The 15,790-nt window shown below is 42.0% G+C and carries 14 protein-coding genes and 1 pseudogene; 10 read left to right on the forward strand and 5 right to left on the reverse strand.

The annotated features are described in order from the left end of the window. Positions 1-339: 339 nt before the first annotated feature. Positions 340-658: pseudogene (locus AAEZ02_RS08430) on the forward strand (DUF1289 domain-containing protein). A gap of 309 nt (positions 659-967) precedes the next feature. On the opposite strand, the gene AAEZ02_RS08435 reads toward AAEZ02_RS08430, so the two are convergent. Then, entirely contained in the window at positions 968-1,570 is a 603-nt protein-coding gene (locus tag AAEZ02_RS08435) for a TetR/AcrR family transcriptional regulator (RefSeq protein WP_351122746.1), read from the reverse strand. Positions 1,571-1,715: 145 nt separating this feature from the next. After that, positions 1,716-3,137 (reverse strand): coniferyl aldehyde dehydrogenase, encoded by a 1,422-nt coding sequence (locus AAEZ02_RS08440; protein ID WP_351122749.1) that lies wholly within the window; start codon positions 3,135-3,137, stop codon positions 1,716-1,718. Between the two features lie 328 nt (positions 3,138-3,465). Between AAEZ02_RS08440 and AAEZ02_RS08445 the strand changes: the two genes are divergently transcribed. After that, the gene (locus AAEZ02_RS08445) at positions 3,466-3,897 is read left to right on the forward strand and encodes a universal stress protein (protein WP_101032560.1); all 432 of its coding nucleotides are present in this window, start codon (positions 3,466-3,468) and stop codon (positions 3,895-3,897) included. Positions 3,898-3,934: 37 nt separating this feature from the next. Here the strand turns inward: AAEZ02_RS08445 and AAEZ02_RS08450 are convergent, their stop codons facing one another. The 3 genes from AAEZ02_RS08450 to AAEZ02_RS08460 are packed head-to-tail and all read right to left on the reverse strand — an operon-like array spanning position 3,935 to position 6,834. Beyond that, positions 3,935-4,495: a DUF924 family protein gene (locus tag AAEZ02_RS08450; protein WP_351076968.1), complete on the reverse strand. Its 561-nt coding sequence runs from the start codon at positions 4,493-4,495 to the stop codon at positions 3,935-3,937. Between the two features lie 4 nt (positions 4,496-4,499). Next, positions 4,500-6,116 carry a PH domain-containing protein gene (locus AAEZ02_RS08455; RefSeq protein ID WP_351122752.1) on the reverse strand — a complete coding sequence of 539 codons (1,617 nt, stop codon included), beginning with the start codon at positions 6,114-6,116 and terminating at the stop codon, positions 4,500-4,502. After that, the gene (locus AAEZ02_RS08460; RefSeq protein WP_351076974.1) at positions 6,109-6,834 is read right to left on the reverse strand and encodes a PH domain-containing protein; all 726 of its coding nucleotides are present in this window, start codon (positions 6,832-6,834) and stop codon (positions 6,109-6,111) included. Before AAEZ02_RS08460 ends, AAEZ02_RS08455 begins: the two co-directional genes overlap by 8 nt. Before the next feature lie 228 nt (positions 6,835-7,062). Between AAEZ02_RS08460 and AAEZ02_RS08465 the strand changes: the two genes are divergently transcribed. The 8 genes from AAEZ02_RS08465 (at position 7,063) to AAEZ02_RS08500 (ending at position 15,491) form a co-directional block, all read left to right on the forward strand. Continuing rightward, positions 7,063-7,389, forward strand: coding sequence for a winged helix-turn-helix domain-containing protein (locus tag AAEZ02_RS08465; RefSeq protein ID WP_124012102.1), 327 nt, complete (start codon positions 7,063-7,065; stop codon positions 7,387-7,389). Between the two features lie 41 nt (positions 7,390-7,430). Next, positions 7,431-8,399: a magnesium transporter CorA family protein gene (locus AAEZ02_RS08470; protein WP_351076978.1), complete on the forward strand. Its 969-nt coding sequence runs from the start codon at positions 7,431-7,433 to the stop codon at positions 8,397-8,399. 31 nt (positions 8,400-8,430) lie between these two features. Continuing rightward, a complete protein-coding gene (locus AAEZ02_RS08475; protein ID WP_124012100.1) occupies positions 8,431-9,090 on the forward strand; it encodes an alpha-ketoglutarate-dependent dioxygenase AlkB family protein in 660 nt (219 codons plus the stop codon). Positions 9,091-9,475: 385 nt separating this feature from the next. Continuing rightward, positions 9,476-10,897 (forward strand): DASH family cryptochrome, encoded by a 1,422-nt coding sequence (locus tag AAEZ02_RS08480; protein WP_351076983.1) that lies wholly within the window; start codon positions 9,476-9,478, stop codon positions 10,895-10,897. Positions 10,898-11,039: 142 nt separating this feature from the next. Continuing rightward, the gene (locus tag AAEZ02_RS08485; RefSeq protein ID WP_124012098.1) at positions 11,040-11,339 is read left to right on the forward strand and encodes a BolA family protein; all 300 of its coding nucleotides are present in this window, start codon (positions 11,040-11,042) and stop codon (positions 11,337-11,339) included. A gap of 150 nt (positions 11,340-11,489) precedes the next feature. Continuing rightward, positions 11,490-12,614: a TRAP transporter substrate-binding protein gene (locus AAEZ02_RS08490; protein ID WP_351122755.1), complete on the forward strand. Its 1,125-nt coding sequence runs from the start codon at positions 11,490-11,492 to the stop codon at positions 12,612-12,614. Positions 12,615-12,704: 90 nt separating this feature from the next. Then, entirely contained in the window at positions 12,705-13,214 is a 510-nt protein-coding gene (luxS, locus tag AAEZ02_RS08495; RefSeq protein WP_101032551.1) for an S-ribosylhomocysteine lyase, read from the forward strand. A 201-nt stretch (positions 13,215-13,415) separates the two neighbouring features. Next, the gene (locus AAEZ02_RS08500; RefSeq protein WP_124012095.1) at positions 13,416-15,491 is read left to right on the forward strand and encodes a TonB-dependent receptor domain-containing protein; all 2,076 of its coding nucleotides are present in this window, start codon (positions 13,416-13,418) and stop codon (positions 15,489-15,491) included. Positions 15,492-15,790: the final 299 nt, after the last annotated feature.

The raw sequence follows: 15,790 nt of genomic DNA on the forward strand, positions 1-15,790 counted from the left end.
AGAGTGTAATTTGTTTCATAGGGCTATGATGATCCCATTTGGGACAAAATCAAGCATTTTCAATGATCACGGGTATAAAAGTAAAATGGGCTTACAAGCTGCCATTGTGTGTATTAACCCTTTACTCGAACGCCTTGATGTTGTCATGAGCCCTCCGATTAACGTGCAATAATGTACAAAATTAACTCAATTAGTATAACCTTAACATAACGGTATTTGATGGTGACTTTGGTTGGTTAAGTACTAGCCTCATCATTAAATCAACCTACCAATGACTATATCGTATATTTAGCATTTACGTACTAAATTCAATATTAGCTGAGGTTAAGCACTCTAATGATGGAACAGTTAAGTTTTTTTTGCGGTGCCCAGTCCATGCGTTGGCGTTTGTCAGTCTGACAGTCGTGGCTATTGTATGGGCTGCCTTCGAAGCCGAGATGAACGATTTAACTGGATGAGTTACAGCGAGTTAAGAAAACAAGATGTGATCCGTTTGTGTTTACAGCGCAAACGACGTCGTCAATATGCTATTCATAAAGCGAAGCAACTGGCGCTACAAGTTGAACAAACGTCGCATACTCTTCAATTAGATTTTGACACCCAGACAAAGGCTGAAAATGAACAGATTGATCTAACGAATTTTAGTTTAGATGAATAATGTATGGGATAAATGCTAGAGCCTGTTGAACCTTCAAGATGAATTTTGCTGCTGTTAGTGGCCATTTTTTACAAGGCAGAGCTGATGAGATGTCGTTATTCTCCTTAAATAAGCGATAACCCAGTACAAAGAAGCCACGAACGCAGCCCGAAGGGTCCGCCTAAACCGTCCTAGTTATTATTATAAAATAAGTTTGTTGCAAGGTATTAGGCTAGTTAAAGACTTTATCTCTAGTCTTTTCACAGCATTCTTATGTAAGCAGAAAACCGTTTAGTTCGAACAAATTGTAAACACGAAAGGTCAACAGGCTTAGGCTTTCATCGCTTGCCAAAATAGCCTGAAACTGGCGCATCGGTGAATGTCATCGTTACCTAAATGAGGATTGTCGGTAAAAAAACGAATGGCAGCTAAGTACTGACCATGGCAGTTTTCGAGCAATAACGCATTGGGAAAGTTAGCGATAATATGCTGCTGTTTACCTTGATTAATCAATTCGACAACAAATCCTAGAATGCTGTTCATCGCTTGCTTTCTGACGTCGGCATCGATGTCTGCGGACATAGAGTACTGTAGAAAAAAAAGCTGTTTTAACGGTTGTGCAATGGCCCAGTCGATGGCTTTTTGCCATAGGGTATTGGCATCTTGTTCGATATCACCACTAAAATGAGTGCTGCTAACCATGTTGGTAGCAAACTCTTGTTTAATGGATAAAAAAAGCTGGCTCATGATGTCTTTTTTTGTCGGAAAATGATGAAATAAAGTGCCCGTTGCCACCCCAGCCGCTTTGGCAATTGATGCGGTCGATGTAGCATTAAAACCATTATTAACAAACAGCTGTAATGCCGAGTCTAGAATAGCTTGTTTTTTATCTGTGGTAACAATCGATTTACTGCTAATGGATTTACTGCTCATTGAGTCACATACCTATTCTATCTAGTGTCTGTTTATCTACCGTTTATTCATTAAATCAGTTTGATTGCGGACTGGTTAATGTCGGATTCGGCTCAGCAAGTATCACTCATTAAAGTAATACTTGCCGTAGTGATATTTTGAGGTGTTAGCGCAAGAAAAATTTCATCAATAATCGTTGGATCACGCCGCCATAAGGTGGATGAACAAATATGCCGGTATTAATTTTACCACTGTTGAGGATTGTTTTAGCGTGGCTAAAGGTTAGAAAGCCTTCTTTGCCGTGATAGTGTCCCATGCCCGATGGACCAATACCGCCAAAGGGTGCGTCATCAGCGGCAACATGAAATACCGTGTCATTAATGCACACTCCGCCCGAATGAGTCTGCTGCAGAATGTCTTGCTGCGTTTTATCGTCAAAGCTCATGATGTATAGGGCTAAGGGGCGATCATGATGGTTGATATAACCTATCGCTTCATCAACCGACTGATAGCTAATAATCGGTAACAATGGTCCAAATATTTCATCCTGCATAATGAGCATGTCGTCTGTGGTATGTGTGACTAGCTGAGTGGCTATTTTTCGTTGCGTTGTTGATATTGGGCCATCAATTGCGGAGGTGACGGTTGCACCTTTGGCTTTGGCATCTTCTAATACTCCGAGTAAGCGTTGGTGTTGACGATCATTAATGATATTGCCGTAGTCTTGGTTTGTGTCGAAGTTAGGGTACATTTTATTAAATCGACGTTGATAAGCGGCAATAAACGCCTCGACTTTTTCCGCTGGGCACAATACATAGTCAGGGGCGACACAAATTTGACCTGCATTTAAACATTTTCCAAAAATAAGCCGTTCTACCGCTGTGTCTATTGGCATATCAGCGGCAATGATCGCTGGGGACTTACCGCCTAATTCTAATGTTACCGGCGTCAGGTTATTGGCTGCGGCACGCATAACATGGCGGCCGACAACGGAAGAACCCGTAAACAGAATATGGTCAAACGGTAATGCTGAAAATGCTGCGGCCACATCAGCTTCACCTTCAACTAACTCGACTTCAGTTGGGGCAAAAATCGTTGCCAACATCTTGCGCAATACCGCATTGGTTGCTGGGGTGAATTCGGACATTTTTAGCATGGCCCCGTTGCCTGCAGCAATGGCCGTGATCAATGGGCCCATTGATAACATCACCGGGAAGTTCCACGGCACAATAATACCGATCACGCCCAAGGGCTGATATTGCACCGACACTTTAGAGGGCGATAGTAATAAACCTGCATGACGACGACTGGGTTTCATCCACGACTTAAGGTGTTTGATGGTGTAATTGATGTTGTTTACACAAGGCATAATATCCGAAATTATGGTGTCATTTGCAGAGCGATGGCCATAATCGTTAATTAATGCGTCGATGATAGATTGTTGATTATCAAGCAAAGCTTGTTTTAATTGGGTTAACTTATCTACCCGTGATTGATAATGAGGCGCTGGATTAGCTTGAAAACGCGCGCGTTGATCTGTGAGTAATTGTTGTAATTGTGTTTGAATGTTATCAACGGCCATATTCATATTTGATCTCCAGCAAAAAATAACGATGTTGGTTTGATGAAGTGTGATTAACCCACTCAGCAAACCGACTGATTAGTCGGTTTTATGTTATGTTCGTTTTTGATCTAAAGCAAGTTTTCGGGTTTAATTTGATATTAATCACTAATGAGGTCTTTAATACTGACTATACTAAAACTTAACTCGGGGTAGGAGATGGAATAAATCGTTAACAACGGATTTATTATCCAGAGTTTAGATTAGTTATATTGTTGAGATGGAACTGGGTGTGTTTCTGTGAGGCATAAAATGTCACTACAAAGACACATTTTACACTGCGAAGGAGGATAATATGCGAACACGTAATATTTTATGGCCTACCGATTTTTCTGACACGTCGTCACATGCTTTAAGTTACGCAATTGAAATGGCTAACTTATATAAAGTTGGCATTCGTATCGTGCACGTAGTTGATCAGCCTTTCGGTGATGAGAATTATATGATCCTTGCCGTTACCCCTGAAGAGTTGGCGAAAACGATGGAAGCTGCTGCGGCCAAGAAAATGCATGATTTATTGGGTCAACTTAATACCGACTTAAAGATTGAAACGGTGATTCGACGTGGTGATGCTATTGCCGAAATTTTGGCCGAGGCCAATAGCGGTGATATTGGTATGGTGGTTATTGCCAGCCATGGTAGAAGCGGACTGTCTCATTTTTTGAATGATAATGTCGCCGAAACTATTGCAAATAAAGCCACATGCCCTGTTCTAGTGGTCAAATAGCATCGGCTATAGAAGCTGGCGTTGGAGTATAGCTTGGTTAAAAGCTGGAATCGGGTTGAGTTAAAAAGATGATTTCGGCAGCCGTTGAGTCGCGCCCTAAGATCGCGTTTCGGTGAGGATAACGATTAAATTGAGCTATAATGGCTTGATGTTGTCGTTGGCTGTGTAGATTATTCGGCGCATATTGCTCAAATAATGGCAATGCTTGCTGGTGGATAATCATTGATTCGCTATGCATATAGGGCATGATTAAAAATCCAGCTTGGTGAGTCGGTAACTCTGCTAAACAACCTAATGCAACGGCTTCTTGCGCAAGCACTAACGCGATATTGTCAGCGGCAAATGCGGCTGGCGTATCGCGATGAATATTTCGCGAAAATTGATCTAGTACGATAATTTCGGCTAATCGCCCTTGAGTGTCTTTACGCCAGTGTTGTAACTCTCCCATTATGGCAGCGTTTAAAGCGGTGCCAAAAGTCTTTTTTATCTGTAAATCAAGCTCGGTATCTTTTATCCACCATTGTTTAGGTGAAATTTTAACAAACCAAAAATCAATAACATCATCGACGGTGACCTGTGTCGTTTTTATTTCATTCATTAGGCTAAATCCAATTACGGTTATCGTGACTAGTAGCATTGAGTGACCGAGTAATAATTAGCTCTGCCACATGAGTGGGAATATAGGGGAACACCACACTGCCACTGGCTAATCCGACTTCTACATAGGCTAACTGAGCTTGTTTTTGGCCTTGAGTTTGGATGATGTTAACGTGTTGAACTTTTTCAAATGCGACCCGCTGCCATTGTTGACCGAAAAAGCCGCTATGTTGCCAAATGACTTTATCTGCCACAACATATCCCCATTGCTTGTATCGTATGTAAATCGCTAATATCACCACGAAGGTGATGAACCAAGTGAACTCAAAAAAACCAGGGCTTTGATGGCCATAATAACCCATGATGGTGAGTATACTGGCCAGGATCAGTGGCAAGGCAATTCTCTTGGTTAGCCAATTAATATCAATAGACGAGTAACTGCTGGGTAATGCGCTGGCACCGCCACTGAGTTGAGGGATTTTGGCCAAGAGTAATTCGATTTCAGTGGATTTAACACTTGGAACTAACATGTGTTGTTTGGTTTTATGTCCAACTTCATGTCCTTTGACTTGCTTAAAGTATAAGGTCCAGCGTTTAAATAAGCGTGCAATAACGGGTTGTTGAAGATGGACTAATTGAATACGTTTTATGGCCAACGCATCTTGCTGGTGTGAAATGACACCGCCACTTCGTTGTAAAGTGTCATCATGTTTATCGAGCTGATATGGGTGATATTTTAACATTGCCGCGACAATTGAAATTAACGCAAACAAACTGTATAGCGCAAACAACCCCACGATTGCCATGATGGTCTGCAAGCCAATATTTTGATGAGTTTGCTGTTGGACCCATAACCAAAATTGCTGCGCGAGTGGGGAGTCGAATATTTTATCCAAATCAACTTGACCAGCGATGGGGCCCACAATTACGGCAAACCAAATAAAATTATTTTGATAAAAACCAAATAAGATTAAATCCCATAAACTTTTACGCACAATCGGCTGTGTATTCTCGATGCCATGTTGATTATCAGTATGCGGATGCTCGTGTGTCGGTGCAGTAGCATCAGTGTGACTTAAATTTAGCAGTAAACGTTTTAAGGTTTGCGCTTGTTGCGTATCTAAAGCGGCTAAATGAGCTTCGTCACTTTTAGACCCTGCCGTTTCAATCACGAGGGTACCGAGTGACAATGGCTTAAAATAAAACGGTTGTTCATATCGAATATTTTGAATGCGACTCAGCGGTATTTCATCTTTTTTGGTAAACAATAAGCCGCGTTTCACTTCAAGTTGATGGTTATTAAGACGAAAGCGAAATTTCCGCCATTCTATTATCGCAGAAAGTGTCACCAGCAATAATAGTAGGCTAGAAGCCAATATGCCCCATTGCATATCAAAGCCTTGCCGCCATCCAGTATAAACAATGGGTACGATAGCAAAACCATTGCTGAGGATGTATTTTAAGGTACTGAAAATATTACTGACGACGGACCAAGCTGAAAGTGCTTGCCACTGCTGTAAATCATCGGTATTGGTTTGCTCTGAATTGATCGATTTATTGGTAACAATATCTTTTGAGTCAAGATGTGGATCATCACCCTGTGATGCTGGTGACTTATCCATTATAGTTATCCTGCTGAGATCGTTCAATGGCTGGTGTAGGGTCATCAACTGATGTTGAATGCTCGCGTGTGTTTAATTTAGTGGCAGGTAGTTGATGACTTGCTGCCGCTTGGCTCAATAAATGTTGGCGTAAATTTTCTGCTAAATCGGCATTGAGGCCTGGTAGATCAATTTCAGCTAAGCCACTGCCTGCACTGAAGCATTTTAAGGTGACTAAGTTGAACCTTCGTTCTGCGGGGCCTTGAGATAAATTAACATGTTGCAGTCGAGTGTAGGGCAGTGCCGTTGTTGACACCCAAAATAACCCTTCACGTAACACCATTTCATGTTTAAACAAGCCATAAGCAATTTTGTTTGCTTTGAGGTGAATGAGTTTTATCACCAGGGCAGCCACCAAGATTGTCAATACTATAAACCCGGTCGCGATTATCAATGGCAGCGGGTTAATTATCAGCAGAAACACCGTTAAGGCCGTGATGATAATCATCATAACGACACTGCTAATTATCAATAATAGTTTAGGGTAATTAGGATCAATATTGCTCAGTGGCAAGTCGGCAAGTTGAATATAATCATCTTCGGATAAACGTGGGCCATGGTCATAAGTGTCTGCTGAGGTTGCTTTTACTGCCAACAATGAAGATGTATCGTTTAGCGTTGACGGATCTGTTATTGGCGATGGCGCTAATGGGCTCTTTGAGTGCGGCGGAGTATCCATGTTTGTTCGCTTTCCATGTCGGCTATTTCTATTGTTAAAAACTATAACGAGATTGTCGCAACTTAGGTAGTGTTAATCATATTGGTTATCGATAAATCAATCTATTAGCGTCAAAATCAGTGATAAATTACGCCGCAATTTGCCCACATTGGCAATAGTGCTTGCGTGACTGGCTAGACATACAGTAATTTCTATCCAGTGATGTAGAGATAATAGGGCGTGTGAAGGATGTTTTCGAATAATTACGTGATCAATAAATCGCAAAAAGCATTTTTACGAAAATTGTATTTAGCGCATCTGCTAGATGAAGAACAACATAACTTATTAAGCTTGCAAAAACTGACGCTTATGCCACGAAGGACATTGCAAGATGCGCTAGCGGCATTTGTCGATATTGGTATTGAAGTGGATTTTGTTCAGCAAGGCCAGCGTCATAATGAAGGCTATTATCGCATTTCAACTTGGGGCCCAATCAGCAGTGCTTGGGTGAATAGCCATTTCGAGCAGATCAAACAACACATTGAAATGGTGAGCGAGTCAGACATGACCCGTTAAGCGGTTTATACTGCAATAATTTGTTGTTGAAAGGGCTATTCATGGCGATACAGATACTATTATTCAATGGGCAAGGTCTGTTGTTAGCTGAAGGTGATGAGACTCTCATGAGTCAATATGATCCGCAACAGCAGTTAATATGGGTCGATATTACGGGTCAGCATAGCCAAGCGTTTTTTAAGCAACATCCTGACTTTGGTATTGATCATCTCGATTTTGAAGAAGCACAGCGTGAACGTCATCCTCCACAGTTTGAAGAATATGGCACCCATTCGTATTTGTTAACCCACGAGCTTAAAGACAGGGAAGAGTATCTTCTGCTTGAGCGTAGCCAGTTACTGCTACATGTGAATGACCATTTTTTAGTGACACAACACCTTAAACCGTCAATCAGTGTCAGCAAAGTTATCCAACGGATCCGCGAGCAAGGTCACCTAGATAGCACGGACATGAGCCAAGTGTGTTTTGAACTAATGCGTCAAATTGTGATTGATTATCTGGCAGTGATGTTGGCGTTAGAAGAACGTTTAAGTGAAATAGAAGATGAGATTTTTGATGTTTCAACCGATGATTTACTTGCAGAGTTAATCGCTTATAGCAGTAAATTACAAAAAGCAAAACGTTCGTTTAGTTACCATGAAGAGATATTGCAACAATGGCTTCGCGATGACAGCCATCAGCATATTAAGATGGACTATGAACAACTGAGTTATTTATATAACCAGTTTGAACGGTTATCAAGTCGAGCCAGTCTTTATCAAGGTTTAGTGGACAGCTTAATCAATGGCTATATTTCAGTCAGTGCCCATAAAACCAATCGAGTGATGATGACGTTAACCATGGTCACGGCCATTTTTCTACCATTAACCTTAGTCGCGGGCATTTACGGAATGAACTTTGATAATATGCCTGAGTTAAAATGGCACTTTGGCTATTTTGCAGTATTGAGCCTAATGGCAGTGATTGTGTTATCAGGCTTGTGGATAGCTAAAATAAAGCGTTGGTATTAATCGAAGTGAGTGATTAAAGGAGGCTATTGAGGTGACAAAGTTTCAACATGGGTTAGATTTTGGCGATCCTCACGACGGCTTAACTCAAGATGATATTGTCGAGGCAAGGACTAAAAACCAAATCAGTCCACCTGTCACTTGGATTAAAGGTTTTTTGTCGCCTAAGCAGCAACAGTTATTGATAAATGAAGTTAATCACTATCCGTTAGAGCGGGTTTCTATACAAGTGTATGGTAAGCAACATCTGACTCCTCGAACCCAGGCTTGGTTTGGCGACCCCGGTTGCGATTATCATTACTCCAAATTACACATCACTGCACTGGCTTGGCCAAAAGTATTAAGCCGATTACGTGCAAAATTGCTTAACGATCATCAAATCGACACTAATTCAGTATTAGTTAATCGCTATGCCGATGGCCACGACTGTATGGGATGGCACAGTGATGATGAACCTGAGATTGTCAGTGGTTCGGCGATTGCATCGGTTACCTTGGGGGCCTGTCGAGACTTTGTTGTGCGCCATAAGCAAACTAAGACCAAAGTTAATTTTGCGCTCGCATCGGGGGACTTACTTATTATGCATCCCGGTATGCAGCAGCACTGGCAGCATGCTTTGCCTAAACGCCTTAAGGTTGTTGAGCCGCGTATTAACTTTACCTTTCGACAAATCATCCCCAATTATTATCGTTAATAGATATCGTTAATGGCCATAGCTAAAAGCGAAAGGCCTAGCGGCTAGGACGCTGCGCGGCTAGATGCTATAAAATCTTAGCAGCCAAGCTGATCCTATCCCAGAGATGACAGGCGATAACTATAGATGACAAGCGATAACGAGTGAAAAAGCTAAGCGCCTAGGACGCTGCGCGGTTAGATGCTATAAAATCTTAGCAGCGAAGCTGTCCCTAGAAGCGAAGCGCTCTATCCGCGTAGCGAACTAGCAGCGAAGCGACTCTAGAACCTCGCAGACCGAAGGTCGAGCTAGTTTGGGTATATAGCGAAAATAGATTATTACTGAACCGTTAACCACTGTGTTTACGTACCTATTAGGTATGGTTTCAAGATGTGGTAATAAATAGATGAACAATGCGGGTGGCAAAGGTTGCGTAGACTCAAACATAAAAACGACATCGCAATCAACAGTCCGGGCGCTTTATTGGTTAGGTGATGACCTGCGAATGGCAGACAATGCGATATTTTCTGATATTGCTCAGCATGCTCAGCAGTTGATGATAGTGTATTGCATCGACCCCAATTGGTTTCGAACAGCCCAATATCAAGCTCAGTATCTTGGTAAGCACAGGTTACGATTTTTGCTTGAGTCATTACGGGCATTAGACGAAGCGCTCAATCAATATGGTCAACAGCTGCATATTGTTTACGCTTCAGCGCAAAAATCCTTGGCTTATATTATCCAAGCCCATGATATTTCCCGGGTCTATCGTAGTGATCATTGTGGTGCAGATGAGCAGACCGCTTGGCAATCGATTCAGCAGCAATGCCCCGATATTCAATATTCGACCATGACCACTCAAACTCTGTTTCACTCACAGCAACTTCCTTTTGAGCTAGCCGAACTTGCGCCAACATTCAGTCAATTTCGCAAGCAAGTCGAGAACATCAATATTACCGCAGCAGCTGACGCAATATCTTGGTTGCCACCTATGGTCGCGCTTAAGCAGCAAGATAAACAGCTTCAGGCTTGGCTGTCTTACCCCGACTGGGTGCCACAAACTCAAATGATGAGCAATGTATTTTGCGGTGGCGAAGCACAAGGGCTATTACAATTAGAATGCTATTTTTCTTCAAACTTAGCGCATCACTACAAGGAGATGCGTAATGAGCTTGATGGTTGGGAATGCTCGACAAAGTTTTCACCTTGGTTAGCTAATGGTTGTTTATCTGCAAGGCAAGTGGTGTCTGCCTTGCAGCAATTTGAATCACAACATGGTGCGAGCCAATCAAGCCAGTGGATTTTGTATGAGCTACTTTGGCGTGAGTATTTTCATTGGTATGGCTTTAAATTCAATAAACAGCTATTTCGATTCTCTGGCATTAGTGGGCGTAAGCCGTTAACCAGTTTTTATGTGCAACGTATTCAAGCGTGGAAAACTGCCAGTACACCTTTCCCTTTAGTGAATGCGTTGATGAAGCAATTAAATGACACTGGTTATATGTCAAATCGCGGTAGGCAAATTGTGGCAAGTTGCTTTGTGAATGAACTACAATGTGATTGGCGTTATGGTGCCGCTTATTTTCAACAGCAGTTAATTGATTATGATGTTGCCGTGAATTGGGGCAATTGGCAGTATCTGGCGGGTGTTGGCGCCGATCCCCGCGGCGCTAGGCACTTTAATCTTGAAAAACAGCAGCAGACATATGACCCACACGGGCTATTTATCAATGCATGGCTAGGGCGTGAGGTGTTACAACAACAAGACGAGGTCAATGCTGCGTATTGCATGGATAGTGTCGATATAGCAGATTGGCCAAGAAGCTGATCGATAATGGTCATTAATATGCGTCGATATCGACTCGACAGAAGGTGTGCACAAACTTTAAGTTTTAGTCTGCTTGTTTGACCTTTATTCGGCAAAGCAGTACCCTTCGATTTCATCGATATGGATTAACAAGAGTATTACTATGTCTGTCCAACAAATCATTACTGATAAATTGAATCATGCCTTCGAGCCATTGCATCTTGAGGTGATTAACGAAAGTAATCGTCATCATGTTCCGCCTAATTCTGAAACCCATTTTAAAGTGGTTGTGGTTAGCGATAAATTTAGTGACCAGCGTTTGCTTGCCCGTCACCGTTTGATTAACCAAGCGCTTGCAGATGAGTTAGCTAACGGTGTGCATGCATTATCCATCAATGCTTATACTCAGCCAGAATGGCAAGCATTGGATAAAGTACCTAAAACCCCTAATTGTAAAGGCTAATTGTTATTAACTTACTGGTCTATTTATAAAAAAGCCTCACGGATTATGTGAGGCTTTTTTATTTTGTATTGTAACGTGGCGGTATTTGTCACTGGTTATGATTATGTTACAGTTATGAAATAGAAGAGTGCGATTGAAAAGGATATTTACATGAGCAAGGTGATTCAAACCTGCTGGTTAATGGGCCTAACCTTGTTGTTGGGCTGCCAACAAGAGACTCCTTCAAAGACAAATTCTCTTTCTCAAATAGATCAACCCCCCCTTCAAGTGATTGAATGGCGCTTAGCAACGTCATGGCCAAAAAACCTAGCCGGTTTGGGCATGGCACCAGAACGGTTTGCTCAACTAGTCAATAAGATGTCTAACGGCCGTTTAGTGATCAATGTTTACGGTGCGGGCGAGTTAATGCCAGCCTTATCCGTGTTCGATGCTGTTAGCAATGGCACGATTGAAATGGCGCATAGCGCGGCATATTATTGGAAAGAAAAAGCGCCCGCAGCCCAGTTTTTCTCATCGATCCCTTTTGGTTTAACGGCACAACAAATGAATGCATGGCTTCACTATGGCGGCGGGATGGAGCTGTGGGAGGAAGTTTATCAGCCTTTTGGTATTTTACCGCTTGCAGGTGGAAACACCGGTATGCAAATGGGGGGCTGGTTTAATAAAATCATTGCAACACCTGAAGACTTTAAGGGTCTTAAGATGCGTTTACCGGGCATTGGTGGCGAAGTATTTAAGAAACTGGGGGGCATTCCGGTAACGGCGCTAGCGGGTAGAGAATTATACGGTGCGCTGCAGACTGGCGCGATTGATGCTGCCGAATGGGTTGGACCTTATAATGACTTGCCTCTTGGACTAGATCAGGTGGCCAAATATTACTATTACCCTGGTTGGCATGAACCGGGGTCAACGATGGAATTTCTGATCAATAAGCAGGCTTTTTCGACCTTGCCCGATGATTTACAAGCGATTGTGAAAGTAGCTGCCAGAGAGATAAATCAAGATATGCTAGATGATTATACTCAAGGCCATATCGCTGCGATGGACATTTTGCTTAATGAACACCATGTGCAGGTTAAACCCTTCCCTAATGCTGTGATCCGTGCGTTAAAACAAGCAAGAAATGAAGTTCTTGACCATGAAGCCGCTAAAGATGTGCTGTTTAATAAAGTTCTTGAGTCTTACATAGCCAATGAAAAATCAGTAAAACGCTATTTTAGTTATACTGAAGATGCGTTAAGTCGGTTTGAATTAGACGCGCAACAGCAAGAGTAAACTCAGACTGTGACAATGTTTGAATAGTGGTATTATCTTGGAATTAGGCAATATATTGTCGAATTATTTTATTTATTTAGGGAGAAATCAATGCCTTTACTAGACAGTTTTACCGTAGATCATACTCGTATGAATGCTCCAGCGGTTCGCGTTGCCAAGCACATGAGCACCCCTAGTGGCGATGCTATTACTGTATTTGATTTGCGTTTTTGTGCACCCAATAAAGATATCCTCAGTGAACGAGGTATCCATACCCTTGAGCATTTGTTTGCAGGCTTTATGCGCGAACATTTAAACGGTGATGGTATAGAGATTATTGATATTTCACCGATGGGATGCCGTACCGGTTTTTACATGAGCTTAATTGGTCAACCGACAGAAAGTAAAGTTGCAGATGCCTGGCTAGCGGCAATGATTGACGTAACCAATGTCATTGACCAGAAAGATATTCCTGAGTTAAATGAATATCAATGTGGTACTTACGAAATGCATTCGTTAACACAAGCGCAAGACATTGCTCGGATGATCATTGCCGCGGGCGTGAGCGTTAACCAAAATGATGACTTAAAACTGAGTGACGAAATTTTAGGCAATCTTTAATTTAATTGATTGAGTTCATACCCACGAGAAAAGCGGCTTTGGCCGCTTTTTTTTGCTAATAAAACACCCAATGTCGAGTAAACGTTAATAGCACGCTATTTTTATGTAACTGAAACCGTTATTGTAATAAGCGTAACTTAGTGATTTATTCGTCATTTTAAACGATCTTTTGCGTGAACAGACACATATACGGAGATTAATATGTCTAACCACCCATTTAGCCTGTCAGTGCTAGCAGCCGCAGTGCTTTATGTTTGTCATTCTACCAATGCCGTTGCAGAAACGGTAACAGAGTCTATTGATAACCTTAATAATCAACTCGATTTGCAGCAGTCATCGATAAGCCAATTTCATTATCGCCAAAGTGATATTGCGCTAGGGTTGACGGGCGCGACAGTGTTACCTACCGGATCACATCAGGATGTGACCATCACACATGCAGGTGCCATTGACGGTGTAGCCATTTTACAGGATGGTATTTTCTTTTCTCCTGCGCCGTATTCTGGACAACATTTAGTGTTGCAGCCCAATTTATTGCACCAGCAAAAAGTGTCTTTTTCGAGCATGACCAGTGTGACGGAGAGTTCGCAAGCGGCTTTTGGTAAGCTTGACTATCAGTCTATAAAAATTAGTCCCCAAAAATATGCAACTGATCTCAACCTCGAAGGCAGTGACAGTAATGCAATAAATGGTGGCGTAGTAGTGAGCGGTACTACAAAGCAAAATGGCATGTTACTGGCACTCGATTATCAATCGGCATCTGACGATGTGGGTTATCGTGCCCCGCAAGATGCAGATGCTACTCATAAAGATATTCTATTCAAAATTGCGGCCGATAGTTTAGCTGGTGCAAGCAATCAACAAACGACCGAGTTCAGTTATCAATATTCATCGCAAGATGATGATCGAGGAACATTGGGGTTAACAGCTGCTGATTTTTCGTTAGACCCGACTCAATTATACTCCGCAGCCAGCACCGACAATATTGAAGGCGAACGTCAACGCTACGTATTAGCCCATAAGGTCATATTGTCTGCCACTTCGACGATGGCGACAGACTTTTATTACCAAACCTATTCACAACAATCTCGAGAAATGCGTTTTGTTGATGGTCAGCAAATTGACAGCGCTTTGTTGTCTAGTATCGCCATGTTTGAAGCCGTTCCCACCGCGGATGGGATGAACTTAGGATCGTTAACACAAAATAACGATTTTGCAGGCTTTGGTATGCAAACCAAAGGTGTCAGCATGTATGGTCAGCATCAGGTGACTTATAGTGCGCGCTACCATACAGATAAAGCTGAAATGCGTTTAGGTCAACGTGAGTGGTCGTGGAACAATGATTTATCACTGACGCCGACAACAGATGATGAGTATGCGCTTACCTATACTGATGATGCTTCTGCTTTTTCATCAGCGGTAGACACTAAATTAAATTATGATCAGTGGTCTATCAATCTCGGTTTAGGTTATGAACATGTCAGCGTTTCTCGTGAGCTTGGTGATGTAAATACGAGCCTTAATGCGGCGGACTTTTCTGATGATGGCTGGTCGCCTTCTGTTGAAGTGGCTTATCAGAGTGGATCATGGTTAACCGCGCTGCAAGTCAAACAAGCTTGGACAGTCGCTTCAGCGGGGAATATTGAGCAAACTGCTCAAGAAGCACTGCAATATCAATTAGCATTAAGCTACCAGCAAGATGCTTTATCGATTGCAATGACGGGTTATATGCATGATTACGATAGCCAACACGTAAGCTGTATGCAGGGCATGATATGTGACTACGAACAAATATCATTACAAGAGAATATTAATGACGTTTCTGTTGTGGGCGCAGACTTGAGCATAGCGTATGGGCTGACATTTGATCACTTTTCTATTCCATTGAACGTAAAGTACCAATATACCCAAGCTGAAACCGATAACGCCGATTGCAATGAGTTGATGGGATGCTTTGCTACTAATAGCCAATTACCATGGGTACCAGAACAACAACTGACGTTAAGCTCGGGTGTTATTTATGGCGACATGTCTATTATAGCGCAAGCCTTGTATCAATCTGAGTTAGGTTATCAAGCAACACTTACTAATGAGCGTACTATTGACAGTCAGTGGAAGGTTGATTTAGCCGCAACTTATCGTTTGACCGCACAACATGAATTATATGCTCGAGTTGAAAATCTGTTAGAGGAAGAATTAGTCGCAAATGTCACTGCAATGGGATTTCAAGGACAGTCGGAAATGACCACGTATTTTGGTTATAAAGGTCATTTCTAGAGAGTCGTTTCTAGACGCTGGCAAGCTTGAGTCATATTTGGTTACAGCTTATGTTGTTTTTATGTCAAAACACCAATACCACCCAAGTGACTACTCATTTGGGTGGTATTATTTTTGCTACAACTGTTTTTGTGAGTGAACAACTAAAATTATTTCTTTAAAATTAATGCTATAGTCTCTTTGTTAGAATCTAGCATACGGCATAACCCCCTCAGGTTCTTATCCGTTTAGTCTGATCTAAAATCCATTTATCAAAGTAATGTATTGTTATGAAAACACCTATAATTTTCGTGGCGATA

This window comes from Shewanella sp. T24-MNA-CIBAN-0130, assembly GCF_040310185.1.
Lineage (GTDB): Bacteria > Pseudomonadota > Gammaproteobacteria > Enterobacterales > Shewanellaceae > Shewanella > Shewanella psychromarinicola.